Here is a 16,967-nt window from a genome sequence, read left to right on the forward strand (position 1 = left end):
AACACCTTTCATAACATAAACTCCGGTAATATCCACAAGTCAGTGATTTTAAAGCGGTTGTAATATTTATTTAATATTCCGCGTAATTCATTGATTTTTTATCTCCTGTTATCCACTCTTTGTGGTAATAAGCATAAATCTGTTTTATGTGCCATTTTTTGTGCACAAAGTTATCCACAGAATACCCATAAGAATATTTGTCATAAAATGCAAGTTAGTACGAGAAAATTCCCGCAAAATTCGTCTATAACGACACAGTATGGCATTCTATTCTTTATTCACCCCACAGAACGACGAAGAAAATTTTATGGCACAGATAGCAGACAATCCCCTGATTTTGGTTGATGGTTCTTCATACCTTTATCGTGCATACCATGCGTTTCCTCCACTGACAAACAGTTCGGGAGAACCGACGGGCGCCATGTATGGCGTGCTGAACATGTTGCGAAGTTTAATCATGCAGTATAAACCCAGTCATGTGGCGGTCGTGTTTGATGCCAAAGGCAAAACGTTCCGTGATGAGTTGTTTGCTGAATATAAATCCCATCGGCCACCCATGCCGGATGATTTGCGTTTGCAGATTGAACCGTTGCACAAAATGGTTAAAGCAATGGGACTGCCAATTCTGGTTGTATCCGGGGTTGAAGCTGACGATGTTATCGGTACATTGGCCTTGCAGGCTGAAAAAGAAGGCCGTTCGGTGCTGATCAGCACTGGTGATAAAGATATGGCACAATTGGTGACGCCAAATATCACGCTGATTAACACCATGACCAACACTATTTTGGGGCCGGAAGAGGTTGAGGGAAAATATGGTATCCCTCCTGAACTGATGATCGATTTTCTCGCCTTAATGGGGGATTCTTCCGATAATATTCCGGGGGTGCCGGGAGTGGGAGAGAAAACCGCTCTGGGGTTATTGCAGGGTATTGGCGGATTGGATGAGATCTATGCTCGGCTTGATGACATTGCCACACTTGGTTTCCGTGGAGCCAAAACACTGGGCGGTAAAATGGAACAGCATAAAGAGGTGGCTTATCTTTCCTACCAATTGGCGACAATCAAAACTGACGTTGAGTTGGATCGGACCTGTTTAGATCTTTCTGTTATGCCTCTGGATACGGATGAGTTACTGTCTCTGTTCAATCATTATGAATTCAAACGTTGGATTAGTGACGTACAGAATGGCAGTTGGCTGGAAGGTAATGGGCAGAAATCTGTTGTAGCCAGCACTAAGTCAGAATCAGTGGCTGCTGCACCAGTCGCTGTTAAAATTTCACCGGAAAATTATCAAACCATCCTTGAGCGTCCGGTTCTTGATGAATGGATTGAAAAGCTGAAACAAGTTCCGGCATTCTCTTTTGATACGGAAACTGACAGTCTTGATACCCTAACAGCGAATCTGGTGGGAATGTCCTTTGCCATTGCAGTGGGGGAATCAGAAGTTGAAGCCGCTTATCTGCCATTGGGACACGATTATCTGGATGCACCACAGCAATTGGAACTGTACGAAGTTCTTGCAGCATTAAAACCGCTGCTGGAAGATGCCAATCTGCCTAAAATTGGTCAAAACCTGAAATTTGACCGTGGTGTTTTGGCGCGTTATGACATTGCTTTAAATGGCATTGTTTTCGATACCATGCTGGAATCGTATGTTTTGAACAGCGTAGCAGGGCGGCATGACATGGATAGCCTTGCTGATCGTCATCTTGGCTATAAAACCACCACATTTGAAGAAATTGCGGGCAAGGGCAAAAAGCAACTCACCTTCAATCAAATTCCATTGGAAGAAGCTGCAAAATATGCAGCAGAAGATGCGGATGTGACTCTTAGACTACATCAGGCTATATATCCTCAGTTAGAGAATGCACCAACTCTGCAAAAAGTTTTCCAGAAGATCGAAATACCACTGGTGCCAGTGCTGTCCCGTATGGAAAGAACAGGGGTGTTGATCAATGCCCAAACGTTGGCAGAACATTCAAGGGAAATCACTGCGCGTTTGGATGAACTGGAAAAATTTGCTTATGAGTTGGCAGAGGAAGAATTCAATCTGGCGTCACCAAAACAGCTACAAGTCATCTTATTTGAAAAAATGAACTTGCCAGTATTGAAAAAGACGCCAAATGGCGCACCATCAACAAATGAAGAAGTACTGGAAGAGCTGGCAGAGAATCATGAATTGGCAAGGGTGATTTTGGAACATCGTGGCCTGGCAAAACTGAAAACCACTTACACTGATAAATTGCCGCAGATGGTGCACCCACTGACAAATCGCGTTCATACCTCTTATCATCAGGCGGTAACTGCGACGGGGCGCCTTTCTTCCCGCGATCCAAATTTGCAAAATATCCCTGTGCGCAATGGTGAGGGGCGCCGCATCCGTCAGGCATTTGTTGCGCCGGAAGGTTACCGCATTATGGCGGCGGACTATTCACAGATTGAATTGCGTATTATGGCGCACTTATCACAGGACAAAGGCTTATTGGAAGCATTTGCCCAAGGTAAGGATATCCACCGTGCGACGGCTGCGGAAGTGTTTGGCGTACCATTAGAACAAGTGACCAGTGAGCAGCGTCGCAGTGCTAAGGCGATTAACTTTGGTCTGATTTACGGCATGAGTTCGTTTGGTTTATCTCGCCAATTAGGTATTCCGCGTGGTGAAGCACAGCGCTATATGGATCTCTATTTTGAACGTTATCCGGGAGTGTTGGCCTATATGGAACGTACACGGGCGCAGGCGGCTGATCATGGATTTGTCGAAACGCTGGAAGGCCGTCGGTTGTACCTGCCGGATATCAAATCGCGTAATGCTATGCGCCGTAAGGCGTCAGAGCGAGAAGCCATCAATGCACCTATGCAGGGGACGGCAGCGGATATCATCAAATTGGCAATGATTGCGGTAGATAACTGGATTGTCAGTGAGCAACCAAATGTACGTATGATTATGCAGGTTCACGATGAACTGGTATTTGAAGTGCATGAGTCAGAGCTGGAGACAGCGGGGCAGAAAATCAGAGAGCTGATGGAACAGAGTATGCAGCTTGATGTGCCGTTAAAAGTGGATGTTGGAATTGGTGATAATTGGGATCAGGCACACTGATATCCCTTTTATCTTAGAAGCTGAAAAAGAGCCGCAGAAATGCGGTTCTTTTTTTATTGAATGATTTTTATGAAAATACTGCTTGTTTAATGAACTGGATTATATCAATTACGCCGTGAAAAGGCGTGTGACAAGAATTTAAGTTAGGTTTTAGATTAGATCTGGATCTCATAAATATGTAATTAAACTACATTAATGACGCCATAATAACCTGTTTTGCTTAAATGTTAACAGCTTAATCGAGGTAATTAGTGAAAATTAATTACAAAAAAGTCTTTTTTTGATTAAAAGAATAGGTTAAAATTATCGGCGTAGGGTACAGAGGTAAGATGTTCTATCTTTCAGACCTTTTACTTCACGTAATCGGATTTAGCTGAATATTAGCTGCCCCAGTCATATTTTTTGACTGGGGCGTTTTTTTATGTCCGATTAGTGGAAGTGCAGTAAGGCAGGAGCGGATGTTACTCCGCCTCAATAGCAGGCTGATTGAACCAAAGATTGAGTTTTTGCTCTAGTTTATCGGTGCCGATTTTTTTCAGGGCGGAGAAGTATTCGACCTGAATATCACCATTCAGAGAGGCCAATTCCTGACGAACTTTTGCCAGTTGACTCTTACGGGCACCGGAAGCCAGTTTATCGGCTTTAGTGAGCAATACCATGACGGGAACTTGCATCACGACCGCCCATTTAATCATTTGCATATCCAGATCTTTCAGTGGATGGCGGATATCCATCAAAACCACCAGCCCTAACAGACATTCACGCTTTTGGAGATACTCCCCCAGGGCTTTCTGCCATTTACGTTTCATCTCTTCTGGGACTTCAGCATAACCATAGCCCGGCAAGTCTACCAGACGAACACCTTCTTCTACTTCGAACAGGTTAATCAACTGGGTACGGCCAGGGGTTTTACTGGTACGCGCTAGACTCTTTTGGCGGGTTAGTGCATTCAGAGCGCTGGATTTACCCGCATTTGACCTGCCGGCAAACGCGACCTCAATGCCCGTATCTTGAGGCAGGTGGCGAATGTCAGGTGCACTCGTGATAAAGTGGGTCATATGATAGTTGTAGTTTTTGATGGTCAAAATGGTTATCTCCCTCAGGAATACACAAAAATAGCGCGGTGATTATACCGAGAGCAACCGCTTGTGGACAGGCGTAACTTTATACCGACATTTTACCGTCATTTATATCGATATTTCTTCTGACAAGGAACGGCACAGGTAGTCGGCAAATAGCGTGTATAACTCACCTTGAGCAGTTGAGATACTCGTAAATGTAGGTAAATCGTTGGAACTTCACTCCATTGGGAATTACACTTAATGAGTTTTGTTGTTATGAGTTTTATTGTTGACCTCAAAAATAAAGGAATCATCAATGTTTAAACGTATTTTTGTGTCGCTTATGACTGCATGTGCTATCAGTGCGATAGCTGTCCCAGCATTAGCTGCTGAAACTCACGTGAAGCTGGTAACATCAGCTGGAGAAATCGAACTTCAGTTAGATAGCGATAAGGCACCAATTACTACCAAGAATTTCGTTGAGTATGTCAATGAGGGATTTTATAACAACACCATCTTTCATCGTGTTATCCCAGGTTTTATGATTCAGGGTGGTGGTTTTACGAAAGATATGAAGCAGAAGGCCACCAAAGTGCCAATCAAAAATGAAGCAGATAACGGCCTGCGTAACCTTCGTGGTACGATTGCTATGGCACGTACTGCAGATAAGGACAGCGCTACCAGCCAGTTTTTTATCAACGTGACCGATAATGCTTTCCTTGACCACGGGCAGCGTGACTTTGGTTATGCGGTCTTTGGCAAAGTCGTCAAAGGTATGGATGTGGTTGATAAAATTTCTCAGGTCAAAACAGAAAATGTTGGCCCTTATCAAAATGTACCGGCAAAACCAATTGTGATCTTGTCTGCTAAGGTTGAACCTTAACAGCCCGAATACAGATATCGTACGGTATTTGGATAATCGTTTATGATTGTTTGAGTACCGTTTGTATTCTCCCCCTCTTCACCTTTTCTATGTTGTTGCACGATGGTAATGCGGTCGCCGTACCCCTATTTTAAAAGTGCTTCTGTGGTATGATGAGTCCCCCATTGCTGTTGATACTGCTTTACCTGATTTTACTATTATACAGAATGCATAATACCCCAATGGGGTAGGGCAACTTATAAGACTATAATAATCAGTAGGATATACTCCTATGTTACTAATAATAGATAACTACGATTCTTTTACATTCAATTTATATCAATATTTTTGTGAATTAGGGGCAGAGGTTTTAGTTAAGCGTAATGATGAGATCCAGCTTGAAGATATCGAAAATTTGGCGCCTACTCATTTAGTCATTTCTCCAGGCCCTTGTACGCCGAATGAAGCAGGGATCTCGCTGGAAGCGATTTCACATTTTGCAGGGAAATTACCCATCCTCGGTGTGTGCCTGGGACATCAGGCAATAGGCCAGGCTTTTGGGGCGAGTGTTGTTAAAGCTCGTGAAGTGATGCATGGAAAAACCAGCCAGATTCACCATAGCCAGCAAGGGGTATTTAAAGGATTAGATCGTCCATTGACGGTCACCCGTTACCACTCTCTGGTCATTGCCGCAGAAACGCTTCCTGCTTCATTTGAAGTGACGGCTTGGAGTCAGCGTAATGGTGACGTAGATGAAATCATGGGAATACGCCACCGTACTTTGCCACTGGAAGGCGTGCAATTTCATCCAGAAAGCATTCTTAGTGAGCAGGGACATGAATTGTTAAATAATTTCCTCAAATATTAGTTAGATACCTCCACATTCCCTCATTCTGTTGTTTTTTTATTTGCCCTTGAGTGATTTTTTATTCATATTTTATGACTATTATTTCACGTGTAAATGGCAAATATAAAAATAAGGTGAGGGAAATGGCAGAAAATAAAGCAGTAAACCGAAATATCTATGATCAAGTGATGTTGCCCATTTATGCACCAGCGAATTTTATTCCTGTCAAAGGGCAAGGAAGTCGAGTATGGGATCAACAGGGTAAAGAATACATTGATTTTACCGCTGGTATCGCTGTTCTGGCTTTAGGGCACTCTCATCCGGCTTTGGTGAACGCGTTGAAACAGCAAGGTGAAAAATTGTGGCATGTCAGCAATGTTTTTACCAACGAACCGGCCTTAACCTTAGCACAGAAATTAATTGATGTGACTTTTGCCCAGAAGGTCTTTTTCGCTAATTCGGGAGCGGAAGCCAATGAAGCGGCATTTAAATTAGCACGTCGTTATGCGATTACTCGTCATCATCCAAATAAAACTAAAATTATTGCTTTCTATCAGGCGTTTCATGGACGCACTTTTTTCACGGTTTCGGTAGGAGGGCAGCCGAAATATGCCGAAGGGTTTGGGCCTAAACCTGCTGATATTTTTCATGTGCCTTTTAATGATTTAGATGCCGTCAGGGCGGAAATTGATGATTACACTTGTGCTGTTGTTTTGGAGCCGATTCAGGGAGAAGGTGGAGTCGCTCCTGCGACAATGGAGTTTCTGCATGGGGTGCGGGAATTGTGTGATAAACATCAGGCGTTGTTGGTTTTTGATGAAGTTCAGAGTGGAATAGGGCGCACGGGTAAGTTATATGCTTACCAGCATTATGGCGTACAGCCGGATATCCTGACGACAGCAAAAGCGCTGGGAGGCGGTTTTCCAATCAGTGCAATGCTAACGACAGATACAATAGCGGCGGCAATGGAAACGGGTGCGCATGGAACGACTTATGGTGGAAATCCATTGGCTTGTAGTATCGGTTGTGTCGTACTGGATATCATCAATACGCCAGAAGTGCTGATGGGCGTGGAAAAACGGCACGATATGTTCATTCATGCTTTGGAAAAGCTGAACCAAAAATATGGTATTTTCCATGAATTGCGTGGCAAAGGCTTGCTGATTGGAGCCGTATTGAAAGCCGAATATCAGGGTAAGGCCAGAGAAATATTGCAGCAAGCGGCGGAGTTGGGATTAATGTTATTAAGTGCAGGAGACAGCATTTTGCGTTTTACACCATCATTGATCATTCCAGAGGACGAAATCACAGAGGGTATGATGCGGCTGGAAATGGCGATATCCCGCTGGTTAAACAAATAGCAGTAAAAAAGCCAGTACGAAGTAACGGATTGCACTGGCTGAGTTTCTGGTCTATCGGGAATTAACGTGTTCCGTAAACAACGATGGTTTTGCCATGTGCAGAGATCAGGTCTTGATCTTCAAGCATTTTCAGGATACGGCCAACCGTTTCACGCGAGCAACCCACAATCTGCCCAATTTCCTGACGTGTGATTTTGATTTGCATACCATCAGGGTGAGTCATTGCATCAGGCTGTTTGGCCAAATTGAGCAATGTCTGGGCGATACGACCTGTAACGTCCAGAAAAGCTAAGTTACCTACTTTTTCGGAAGTGGTTTGTAGGCGACTTGCCATCTGAGCAGATAAACGCATTAGAATATCAGGATTCACCTGAATTAACTGGCGAAATTTCTTATAGGAAATTTCAGCCACTTCACAGGCACTTTTTGCTCGCACCCATGCAGTACGTTCTTGCCCCTCTTCAAACAATCCAAGTTCTCCAATGAAATCTCCCTGATTTAAATAAGAGAGAATCATTTCTTTACCTTCTTCATCTTTTATTAGAACAGCAACTGAACCTTTAACAATGTAGTAAAGCGTTTCTGCTTTCTCGCCTTGATGAATAAGCGTGCTCTTGGATGGATATTTGTGAATATGGCAGTGTGACAAAAACCATTCAAGAGTAGGGTCTGTTTGTGGCTTGCCGAGAACCATTCGCTTTATCCTCTGTTGTTATTTTTGCCTTTATGATGTGAGAAACGGTAGTTTCTCTTCAGGCTGGCTTTATAAAGTCAATAGATTAACATATTAACCTGCTGAAAAACTGACAAGCGGGAATTTTATATGGATTATAAGGATGTCAAAATTTGGGCATATTGATTTTAACCCATATACCTTGCCAGTCCACGCTTGTAACCTTGTTTGTAACACAGGAAAGCATTTCTGTCTTCTCCTGTATCGCTTCAGCATATTAAACTGGCTGCCAGATTACCAGAAATCAGGCAGAAGAGTTGGTTTTATTGATTTTACATTTATAAAAGGGAAGAAATTATGCCACAAAAATGGTCAGTTTATTTAAATAAAACAGGTAACGTTATTTTTTGTTACCTGCCTAATTAAAAATTAAATAGGGATTAAATTACGAAATTTTTTTGCCTTCCAGTAATTGTTTAACAAGCGGTGCCATAATTAATTCCATTGCCAGCCCCATTTTTCCACCTGGAACGACGATAGTATTTATGCCGGAAATAAATGAACCCTGAAGCATAGCGAGTAAATAAGGAAAATCAATTTGAGTGAGACCACGGAAGCGGATCACGATAAAACTTTCGTCCAGCGAGGGAATGGCCTTGGCAGAGAAGGGGTTGGAGGTATCAACGGTAGGGACACGCTGGAAATTGATGTGGGTACGTGAAAATTGAGGTGTAATGTAGCGGATATAGTCATCCATTGAGCGGACAACGGAATCCATGACAGCTTCTCTGGAATGCCCACGTTCTCCGGTATCACGGATGAGTTTTTGTATCCATTCTAGGTTGACGATAGGCACAACACCAATCAACAGATCCACATGACTGGCGACATTGTGTTGTGGCGTGACAACACCACCATGCAGTCCTTCATAAAATAGGACGTCCGTATTTGATGGCAGGGGTTCCCACGGTGTGAAAGTCCCTGGTGATTGGTTATAGGGAACAGCTTCATCATAGGTATGGAGATATTTTCGGCAGCGACCATTGCCCGTTTCCCCATACTCAAAGAATGTCTTTTCCAACATACCGAAATCATTGGCTTCTGGCCCAAAGTAGCTGATATGTCTGCCTTGTTCTCTTGCTTTGCGTATCTCGGCATCCATTTCAGGACGAGTGTAACGATGGAAACTATCCCCTTCTATTAGTGCTGCTGTTATGTCAAATTGTTGGAAAATTTTGCGGAAAGCGACACTGGTAGTGGTTGTTCCTGCGCCACTGGAACCAGTGATTGCGATGACGGGATGTTTGGCAGACATGAACAGACTCCTTAAGCAATAAAACTGGTGAATCAGTCAATTAGAATGAATAAAGTAAGCTGAACTTTACGGACGGAACATTTCTTTAGGCAAGATATTAACGGTTCCATGTAGTTCAGACCATACCAACAGAACCTCACTTCGTTCAAGCTGACGTTTTACATCCTGCACTTTTTGTTCGAGTGTTTTTTCCTGTTCACCGTAATCCGTACCTTCCCGCAGGACAAAACTTTCAATTAAGTTGTGGAGTGTATCGGCTTCCAATTGTTGCCACGGGATAATCATTGTGGTTGCTCCTGAGAATACGGTAATTCATCATCGGGTAAATTTAGACGTTGCCAATGGGTTATCGTCAGGGATTCATAATGAATTGATTTCATGATCAATTATCTTGTATATGAAATAACATACTGTTATTTTTCTTTAAAATAAATGTCAACTAACTGGGTGGGAGGGGAATCTACCCATGACTTTGAGCCTGATATTCTCGCTTAGTATATTTATGTTTATTTCCGCTGTCACACCAGGACCAAATAATTTGTTACTGACATCATCGGGAGCTAATTTTGGTATTCGCCGCTCTATCCCGCTTTGTCTGGGCATTATTCTGGGAATGCAGACAATTTTACTGCTGTCTGCGTTTGGTATTGCGGCGTTACTGTTGATTTATCCTGCTATACATATGGGCCTGAAAATACTCGGATGCCTGTATTTATTATGGCTGGCCTGGAAAACAGCCACTTCGCATTATAAGCGGTTGGATACTACAACATCGGCAGGAGAGCCAATAAAAATTTATCAAGGTTGGCTATTGCAGTTCTTGAATCCCAAAACATGGTTGATGGGATTGGGGGCAATCAGTAGTTACAGTCTGGTTGGAGAGCGGTATAACCATTCCATTTTTGTTATCAGTATCGTGATGTTAATCGTTAATACCCTTGCGGGTGCAATCTGGCTTGTTCTCGGTTCACTGATTGGACAGTTACTGAAAAGCCGTCGCGCGTGGTTTACATTCAATATCGCAATGGGTGTCCTGACAGCCGCTTGTGTGCCTTTAATCTGGTTTGGCTGAGTTAACTTAAGTCGATATTTTTGCTGCCGAAGAATAGCGTGAGCGTGAAGCCAGCGATATAAGAGATGATTAGTCCGACACCATATATTGCCATACCCGTGAAGATGCCGCTGTTGGATGTCATCAGCGGCAGGGCGACTAGCCCGGAAGGGCCGAAAACGCTATTCAATCCGACAGGCCATCCCCACCAGGCAATCAGGCCGATAAAAAAACCACCTACGGCACCGCCGAGACAGGCAGTGACAAAAGGTTTGACGCGGGGAAGTGTGACACCATAGATCAAGGGCTCGCCAATCCCCAGTAAGCCTGGAATGATGGCGCCTTTGATTTGAGTGCGCAGCAAAGCGCCTTTTTGGGCTTTGACATATAACGCCAGTGCGGAGCCTACTTGCCCCGCACCTGCCATCGCCAAAATGGGAAAAAGGGAATTAAATCCTTGTGATTCCATCAAAGCAAAATAGACAGGGACAAAGCCCTGATGCACACCAAACATCACGGCGATTAGGAATAGCCCTGCCAGGATGGCTGTACCGAATGGGTTACCATTCAAGTTCATGAACAGCCATGACATCACGGTAAACAGATAACCTCCGACAGGCATAATGACGATAAATGCAACAGCGCCCATGATAAGTAGGGTCATTGCCGAAGTCAGGATCATATCCAAAGCAGATGGCATGATTTTGCGGATCTGTTTTTCTACCCAAGCACCAAGAATACAGGCAATCAGTATCCCGATAATATTGCCTCGCGGGTCAATAGCGAAACCAAAAAAATGACTGATACCGGAGTAGAAACCACGGGTAGCTTCGGCGTTATAACCCAGCACAAATAGAGAAGCAATGATGGCTCCGTTAACCCCAGATCCTCCAAATGCCTTTTGTGTATTGTAGCCAATCAAGATCCCTAAGAAACTGAACATTCCTTTGCTGAAAATTTTCATATAGCCAACCATTTCAACCAATATAGCGTTGGGATGAGTGACTTCTTTAATAAAAACTTGTTCCAGCAGAGTAGCAAAACCCAATAACAGGCCAACGGCGATAAATCCAGGGATCAGGGGAGTAAATATGGTGGCAAATTTAGCCAGAAATTTATGGACTGAACTGGTTTGTTTTTCTTTGAGATGTTTTTTGTTAGAAGTGGCGATATCTTTTAGCGTGTCAGAATGGGGTTTAGCAGGGGAAAATTCAGATCCACTGGAGTGGCGTGTACCACTTAACAATGTTGTCATCGTCTCTGCTGCTGTTTGGGCTTTGCCGGGGCCAAGGATAATTTGAAGTTGGTCATCAGTCGCTATAACGCCCAGGATACCGGCAATCTTCTTCAACCTGAATATATCGGCAAGTGAATTATCCCGTAGCGTCAACCGCAGGCGGGTCATGCAATTTCCACAGCGTACAACATTACCCACTCCGCCAATGGCGTTGAGTATTTCCACCAACATTTCCTGACGAATTTTAGCCATTTCTCCCCCCTTCTGAAGAGGAAATGATTATCGGTCTATTGAGATAGCAGGTCGGATAAGCCCTTGGTTTTCTGCTAATAATGCTTTGGCCTCTTCGGCGTTAATACCCGATAAAATCATGACGATTGCGGTCTTACAATGACCACCACAGGCGTTTAAGGCCCGTTCTGCCATTTCTCTGCTGCACTCCGTGGCGGCCATGACAATATTCTTCTGGCGTTCAATTAATTTGGCATTGGTAGCTTCTACGTCAACCATCAAATTACCATATACCTTGCCAATACGAATCATGGCGCCTGTTGTGATCATATTCAGTATCAACTTTTGTGCCGTTCCTGCCTTCATGCGGGATGAACCCGTTATCACTTCTGGCCCCACGATGGGCGTGATGGCAATATCAGCCAATTGCACCATTGGACTATCTGGATTGCAACTGATACAGGCGACAGTAGCACCCACTGATTGGGCATATTCCATTGCACCTAATACATAAGGTGTTCGGCCACTGGCCGCGATCCCTACCAGAACATCTCTTTGATTAAAGTGTAATGCCTTAAGATCTTCTGTACCTAATTGCCGATTATCCTCTGCATTTTCGACAGCTTGCAGAATGGCTTGATGCCCTCCAGCAATTAAGCCGATTACTTGTTCTGGTTTTGTACCATAAGTTGGTGGACATTCACTGGCATCCAGGATACCCAAGCGCCCAGATGTTCCGGCTCCACTATAGATTAAGCGCCCACCCTGACGGAATGCCTCGGCAACTTTATCAACCACACTGGCAATTCGAGGCAGTGTTTTTTCAACAGCAATAGCCACTTTTTTATCTTCATCGTTGATAATGCGCAACATATCGAGAGTTGAGCGTTGATCGATGTGGGTACTGGCGGGATTACGACTCTCTGTTATCATATTGCTCAAGTCGATTTTCATCATTTTTCTGCCATGTTTTATCGAAACTAAGAAGTGATTTATGTGCTTCAGATTATCTTACTGAGCATTTAATAGAAAATATACACAAAAATAGATTAAAAACACTATTTCCCGCTTTCTCTTTTATACCGGTCAAAATTGTCGATATTATGTTTAAAGGTGGTTTCTTGGATGACTAGGTGACAGGAAAGAAAATAAAATCATATACTATAATTGGTTATCAATTTGGTTTTATATGTTTTTTGTTTTTCGATAAAAATCAATATACTTTATCCATAAAACAACAAGCCAATACAGAATATTCCGATATAAAAAAGATTAAAAACTTGTTAAGAATAAGTGTATATTATCACTAGCAACACATTGTAAAACCTGCCATTGCCGTATTGTTATTTTTTAATATTATATTGCCTTATTAACACGTAATAAGAGTAAATATTAAAATGACCATAAAAGTCAAGTATGGATGAGCCATTAATAATATAATGGATGTGAATTATATGTTATTTGCTACATTATGCGAGTAAGCCAGACATATATGCTTTTTTATATTTCAAAATTAAATTATTCACACAATATTTTCACAATATGATATTTTAACTTTCATGATTTATGGTATTTGATTTGACAGATTCTCAATAAAGAGAAATTATCATTTGTGGGTTTGTTTGTATGCTATACCTCGATTTTTAAACTTCATAAATATTAATGACGCTGTAGTTTAAGAAATGAAATAGAGTGATGAACAATATGGGTAATAAGGAGCGTGTCCATATTTCCAGAATTATTTGTTACCATTGAAATAATTTTATATTGAAATTAAAGCATAATTATAATAAATGTTTTGCGAATTGTACCCTTATTAACTAACATTTTATTAGTTAACATTTTGACCATTTGACCTGATAAAACCTTTGGCAAAACACTAAGTTAAAATGCTATCACCATGAATCTGTAATGTTTTGTAGTTATTCAACAATCATTGGGCTAAAGAACATGGATATACGCAATCTTGAAGCTTTTATCGTTTTGGCTGAAACTCTTAATTATCATAAGGCTTCTGAGAGGCTTTATCTTTCACAGCCGGCCTTGACGAAGAAAATCCACGGGTTGGAAGATATTCTTGGCGCGTCACTATTTACAAGAGGACCAAATGGGACAAGGTTGACAGATTTTGGGCAGAAGACGTTGGAAAATACTCGGAAGTTTTTATCTCACTATGAACACTTCAAAAGTCAGGTTCATTTCGATTCAAAAGAAGATATGGTCAGGCACTTATACGTCGGCTCTTGTTTTCCTATCCACAATTATTCTCAAATAGAGAATCAGATAGTGGAAAAAAAAGGGAATTCCGTGCTGTCATTGGTGACTGGACTGTCAGTTGAGCAGCAGATAAATTTATTGAATGCAGGGATGTTACATATTGCAGTGATGCCGCTATCATCTATTAGCGCTCAGTTAGAGCCAAAAAAGGTGTTTACGGAAAGATTGATCTATATCTTTAAGAAAGGAAGTCATCTGGTATCTAAATGCAGGACGGCCTTCGGTCAGTTTGGGAACGGAGTTACTCCGACAAATTCACCAGAAAAAAAAGAGATGGTTGAGTTAACGGATTGCCTCAATGTTTTTCCTGTTTATACTGGTGACAATATGCATTTGCTATTAAAAACAAATGATATCATGTTGATAGTAGAGATGATCACAAAAAATAATGCTTATACCTGTGTGCCTAAACGAATTATTAGCTCTATTCCTGAGTATTATATGAATTTTTTGGAAATTGTTGAAACAGATAAAAAAATTGATCTGGGTGTGGTATGGACAAAATCCATGGATGAGGCTTTGATTAAAGATGCTGAAAATTTTTCTGCCTTAGTTGCTAATGTATAAGTCAGTGATTGTTTTTTGTTTTATAAGGAATGTTTTCGTTTTGTCTCTTATGATCATCAAGTTTGAGGTGTAATTTGTAACAGTTTTCTCAGTAAGGAGCGAAAAATGAGGATCTGAAACATTTTTAAATTATAAATAATTTCCTGCATAATTGATGAGTTATTATTTTTTACGGCGAGTATTCAGAGAATAATCGGGCATTGAATGACAATACCCGATTATATACCTACAGGTTTATACCTGAAAAATTAATTGACTCTTTAACTCGCATTAAATTCTGCTGTCATTTGTTCGAGCTGTTCCTGAATGTCCAGCCATTCCATTTCAGCATCTTCCAGTTTGGATTTTGTTTGCGTTTGCTGATGCAGGCATTCAGTCAATTCAGTTTTACGATCATTGTCGTAAAGCGTGTTATCTGACAGCTTCTCTTCTAATTCCGTTAGTGCCATACCCAGCTTTTCTATCTGTTTTTCAAGGGATGAAAGCTGCTTGCGCAATGGCTGCGTTTGGTTACGGAATTCAGCTTCACGCCGTTTTTGATCTTTACGCTCTTGGGCACTGTAATTTTGAGTGCTATTCGCTGGAGATTCGGTCTCTGATTTTTCTTTTTCCTGATCATCCCGCATTTGTTGGCGTTGTAGTTCAGTGAGCCATTGCTGGTAATCTTCTAAATCACCTTTAAAAAGTTCTGTTTTGCCATCATGCACCAGATAAAGTTCGTCTGTTGTAGAGCGCAGTAAGTGCCTGTCATGCGAAACGACGACTAAAGCTCCTTCGAAATCAATAAGTGCTTCAGTTAATGCTTGTCTCATGTCTAGATCAAGGTGGTTAGTCGGTTCGTCAAGCAGAAGGAGGTTAGGGCGCTGCCAGACAATCAGTGCCAATACCAAACGGGCTTTTTCACCACCGGAAAAACGTCCGCTTGGATCGGTCACTTGATCGCCTTTGAAGCCAAATCCTCCCAGATAATCCCGAAGCTGTTGTTCCGTTTCTTGGGGAGCGATTCGGGCTAAATGTTGTAATGGAGATTCATCTGCCCGCAGGTATTCCAACTGGTGCTGTGCGAAATAACCCAGTTTAATGCCCTTCGATAAGGTAATTTCTCCTTGCTGAGGTGCGAGCTCGCCTGCCAGCAATTTGATCAACGTGGATTTACCCGCACCATTGCGACCTAGCAGGCCGATCCGTGAACCTGGCACTAAATTTAATTTGATCGAGTTCAATACCGTTTTTTCACCATAACCAGCACTGACTTTGTCCATGTTTAAGAGTGGATTCGGCAGGTTGTCTGGCTGGCGGAAACTGAAATGGAAAGGGTTATCGACATGAGCAGGAGCGATAAGCTCCATGCGTTCCAGCATTTTGATGCGGCTTTGTGCCTGTTTCGCTTTAGAGGCTTTGGCGCGGAAGCGGTCAATATAGCTCTGCAAATGTGCCACTTTCTCTTGTTGGCTTTGGTATAGCGCTTGTTGCTGGGCAAGTTTGGCCACGCGTTGCCGTTCGAAGGAAGAATAGTTACCGGTATATTCGTATAGATCCTGCTGCTCAATATGCAGAATTTTATCGATGATTGGATCGAGAAAATCGCGATCGTGGGAAATGAGGATCAAGGTACCGGTATAACTTTTCAACCATTTTTCCAGCCAGATAACCGCGTCCAGATCAAGGTGGTTGGTCGGTTCGTCGAGCAATAGCAGATCAGAGCGGCAGATCAACGCTTGTGCCAGGTTGAGACGCATACGCCAGCCACCAGAGAACGAACGTACCGGTTGTGCTAGCTGCGTCTGAGAAAAACCCAATCCGTGCAGCAGACTGGCGGCTCTGGCGCGAATTGTCCACGCCTGAATAGTATCAAGCAAGCCATGAAGATGGGCGATGGCGTGACCGTCATTTTGTTCGTTGGCTATTTTAAGTTTTTGCTCCAGTTGCCGGAATTCACGGTCACCATCAATGACATATTCCAGTGCTGATGTTTCTAGGGACGGCGTTTCCTGATTAACCCAGGCCAGTGCCCAGTTGTTGGGGAATGTGACAGAACCGCTTTCTGCCTGAAGTTCATCTTTCAGTAATGAGAGCAGGGTAGATTTACCACAGCCATTTTTGCCAACTAATCCGACTTTTTGTCCAGGATTGATGGTTGCGTTGGCGTTATCCAGCAGAACGCGGATACCACGACGGATTTGCAGTGAAGAGAAAACAATCATAGATGTCGTTTATATATAATGTGTTAAGTTAATTAATAGTTGGATTTATATATCCTTCATCTTTCAAGTTGCTGCTTTGTTGACTGCGTTCCCCATACCAATCGTATATTGATATGCTAGTGATCGTTGATGCGTATAGTGATCGATGTGCCGCAATTTGAAATCTATTGGGTATATGTGT

The 16,967-nt window shown here is 42.5% G+C and carries 14 protein-coding genes; 7 read left to right on the forward strand and 7 right to left on the reverse strand.

The window, feature by feature from the left end; genetic code table 11:
* Positions 1-307 precede the first annotated feature (307 nt).
* Positions 308-3,100 (forward strand): DNA polymerase I, encoded by a 2,793-nt coding sequence (gene polA, locus ACE1SE_RS01200; protein ID WP_374052305.1) that lies wholly within the window; start codon positions 308-310, stop codon positions 3,098-3,100.
* A gap of 329 nt (positions 3,101-3,429) precedes the next feature.
* Entirely contained in the window at positions 3,430-3,477 is a 48-nt protein-coding gene (gene spfP / locus ACE1SE_RS18875) for a small protein SpfP (protein WP_438361642.1), read from the forward strand.
* An 84-nt stretch (positions 3,478-3,561) separates the two neighbouring features.
* On the opposite strand, the gene yihA is transcribed toward spfP, so the two are convergent.
* Positions 3,562-4,185 carry a ribosome biogenesis GTP-binding protein YihA/YsxC gene (gene yihA, locus ACE1SE_RS01205; protein WP_374052306.1) on the reverse strand — a complete coding sequence of 208 codons (624 nt, stop codon included), beginning with the start codon at positions 4,183-4,185 and terminating at the stop codon, positions 3,562-3,564.
* A 292-nt stretch (positions 4,186-4,477) separates the two neighbouring features.
* Between yihA and ppiA the strand changes: the two genes are divergently transcribed.
* The 3 genes from ppiA to ACE1SE_RS01220 all read left to right on the forward strand — a co-directional run bounded on the left by ppiA (position 4,478) and on the right by ACE1SE_RS01220 (position 7,231).
* Positions 4,478-5,044 carry a peptidylprolyl isomerase A gene (gene ppiA, locus ACE1SE_RS01210; RefSeq protein ID WP_374052307.1) on the forward strand — a complete coding sequence of 189 codons (567 nt, stop codon included), beginning with the start codon at positions 4,478-4,480 and terminating at the stop codon, positions 5,042-5,044.
* Positions 5,045-5,315: 271 nt separating this feature from the next.
* Entirely contained in the window at positions 5,316-5,891 is a 576-nt protein-coding gene (locus ACE1SE_RS01215; RefSeq protein ID WP_374052308.1) for an aminodeoxychorismate synthase component II, read from the forward strand.
* Between the two features lie 122 nt (positions 5,892-6,013).
* Positions 6,014-7,231 (forward strand): aspartate aminotransferase family protein, encoded by a 1,218-nt coding sequence (locus ACE1SE_RS01220; RefSeq protein ID WP_374052309.1) that lies wholly within the window; start codon positions 6,014-6,016, stop codon positions 7,229-7,231.
* A gap of 61 nt (positions 7,232-7,292) precedes the next feature.
* Here the strand turns inward: ACE1SE_RS01220 and crp are convergent, their stop codons facing one another.
* From crp to ACE1SE_RS01235, 3 genes are all read right to left on the reverse strand, one after another.
* Complete coding sequence (gene crp / locus ACE1SE_RS01225; protein WP_273577086.1) at positions 7,293-7,925, reverse strand: cAMP-activated global transcriptional regulator CRP; 633 nt, start codon at positions 7,923-7,925, stop codon at positions 7,293-7,295.
* 424 nt (positions 7,926-8,349) lie between these two features.
* Positions 8,350-9,219 carry a phosphoribulokinase gene (locus ACE1SE_RS01230; RefSeq protein WP_374052310.1) on the reverse strand — a complete coding sequence of 290 codons (870 nt, stop codon included), beginning with the start codon at positions 9,217-9,219 and terminating at the stop codon, positions 8,350-8,352.
* A 66-nt stretch (positions 9,220-9,285) separates the two neighbouring features.
* The gene (locus tag ACE1SE_RS01235) at positions 9,286-9,504 is read right to left on the reverse strand and encodes a YheU family protein (RefSeq protein WP_099117630.1); all 219 of its coding nucleotides are present in this window, start codon (positions 9,502-9,504) and stop codon (positions 9,286-9,288) included.
* A 181-nt stretch (positions 9,505-9,685) separates the two neighbouring features.
* Between ACE1SE_RS01235 and ACE1SE_RS01240 the strand changes: the two genes are divergently transcribed.
* Positions 9,686-10,291, forward strand: coding sequence for a LysE family translocator (locus ACE1SE_RS01240; protein WP_374052311.1), 606 nt, complete (start codon positions 9,686-9,688; stop codon positions 10,289-10,291).
* Position 10,292: 1 nt separating this feature from the next.
* On the opposite strand, the gene murP is transcribed toward ACE1SE_RS01240, so the two are convergent.
* A complete protein-coding gene (gene murP / locus ACE1SE_RS01245; protein ID WP_374052312.1) occupies positions 10,293-11,759 on the reverse strand; it encodes a PTS N-acetylmuramic acid transporter subunit IIBC in 1,467 nt (488 codons plus the stop codon).
* A gap of 27 nt (positions 11,760-11,786) precedes the next feature.
* Entirely contained in the window at positions 11,787-12,692 is a 906-nt protein-coding gene (gene murQ / locus ACE1SE_RS01250; RefSeq protein ID WP_374053558.1) for an N-acetylmuramic acid 6-phosphate etherase, read from the reverse strand.
* Between the two features lie 996 nt (positions 12,693-13,688).
* Here murQ and ACE1SE_RS01255 point away from each other — a divergent pair.
* Positions 13,689-14,582, forward strand: coding sequence for a LysR family transcriptional regulator (locus ACE1SE_RS01255; RefSeq protein WP_374052313.1), 894 nt, complete (start codon positions 13,689-13,691; stop codon positions 14,580-14,582).
* 260 nt (positions 14,583-14,842) lie between these two features.
* On the opposite strand, the gene ACE1SE_RS01260 is transcribed toward ACE1SE_RS01255, so the two are convergent.
* On the reverse strand, positions 14,843-16,786 hold the full coding sequence (locus ACE1SE_RS01260) for an ABC transporter ATP-binding protein (RefSeq protein WP_374052314.1): 1,944 nt from the start codon (positions 16,784-16,786) through the stop codon (positions 14,843-14,845).
* Between the last annotated feature and the right edge of the window lie 181 nt (positions 16,787-16,967).

This window comes from Xenorhabdus taiwanensis, assembly GCF_036512875.1.
GTDB lineage: Bacteria > Pseudomonadota > Gammaproteobacteria > Enterobacterales > Enterobacteriaceae > Xenorhabdus > Xenorhabdus taiwanensis.

Bases quoted from the DNA above. Each gene is read 5' to 3' on its own strand.
- polA (WP_374052305.1), top strand. From the start codon at position 308: ATGGCACAGATAGCAGACAATCCCCTGATTTTGGTTGATGGTTCTTCA.
- ppiA (WP_374052307.1), top strand. From the start codon at position 4,478: ATGTTTAAACGTATTTTTGTGTCGCTTATGACTGCATGTGCTATCAGT.
- ACE1SE_RS01215 (WP_374052308.1), top strand. From the start codon at position 5,316: ATGTTACTAATAATAGATAACTACGATTCTTTTACATTCAATTTATAT.
- ACE1SE_RS01220 (WP_374052309.1), top strand. From the start codon at position 6,014: ATGGCAGAAAATAAAGCAGTAAACCGAAATATCTATGATCAAGTGATG.
- crp (WP_273577086.1), bottom strand. From the start codon at position 7,925: ATGGTTCTCGGCAAGCCACAAACAGACCCTACTCTTGAATGGTTTTTG.
- ACE1SE_RS01230 (WP_374052310.1), bottom strand. From the start codon at position 9,219: ATGTCTGCCAAACATCCCGTCATCGCAATCACTGGTTCCAGTGGCGCA.
- ACE1SE_RS01235 (WP_099117630.1), bottom strand. From the start codon at position 9,504: ATGATTATCCCGTGGCAACAATTGGAAGCCGATACACTCCACAACTTA.
- ACE1SE_RS01240 (WP_374052311.1), top strand. From the start codon at position 9,686: ATGACTTTGAGCCTGATATTCTCGCTTAGTATATTTATGTTTATTTCC.
- murP (WP_374052312.1), bottom strand. From the start codon at position 11,759: ATGGCTAAAATTCGTCAGGAAATGTTGGTGGAAATACTCAACGCCATT.
- murQ (WP_374053558.1), bottom strand. From the start codon at position 12,692: ATGAAAATCGACTTGAGCAATATGATAACAGAGAGTCGTAATCCCGCC.
- ACE1SE_RS01255 (WP_374052313.1), top strand. From the start codon at position 13,689: ATGGATATACGCAATCTTGAAGCTTTTATCGTTTTGGCTGAAACTCTT.
- ACE1SE_RS01260 (WP_374052314.1), bottom strand. From the start codon at position 16,786: ATGATTGTTTTCTCTTCACTGCAAATCCGTCGTGGTATCCGCGTTCTG.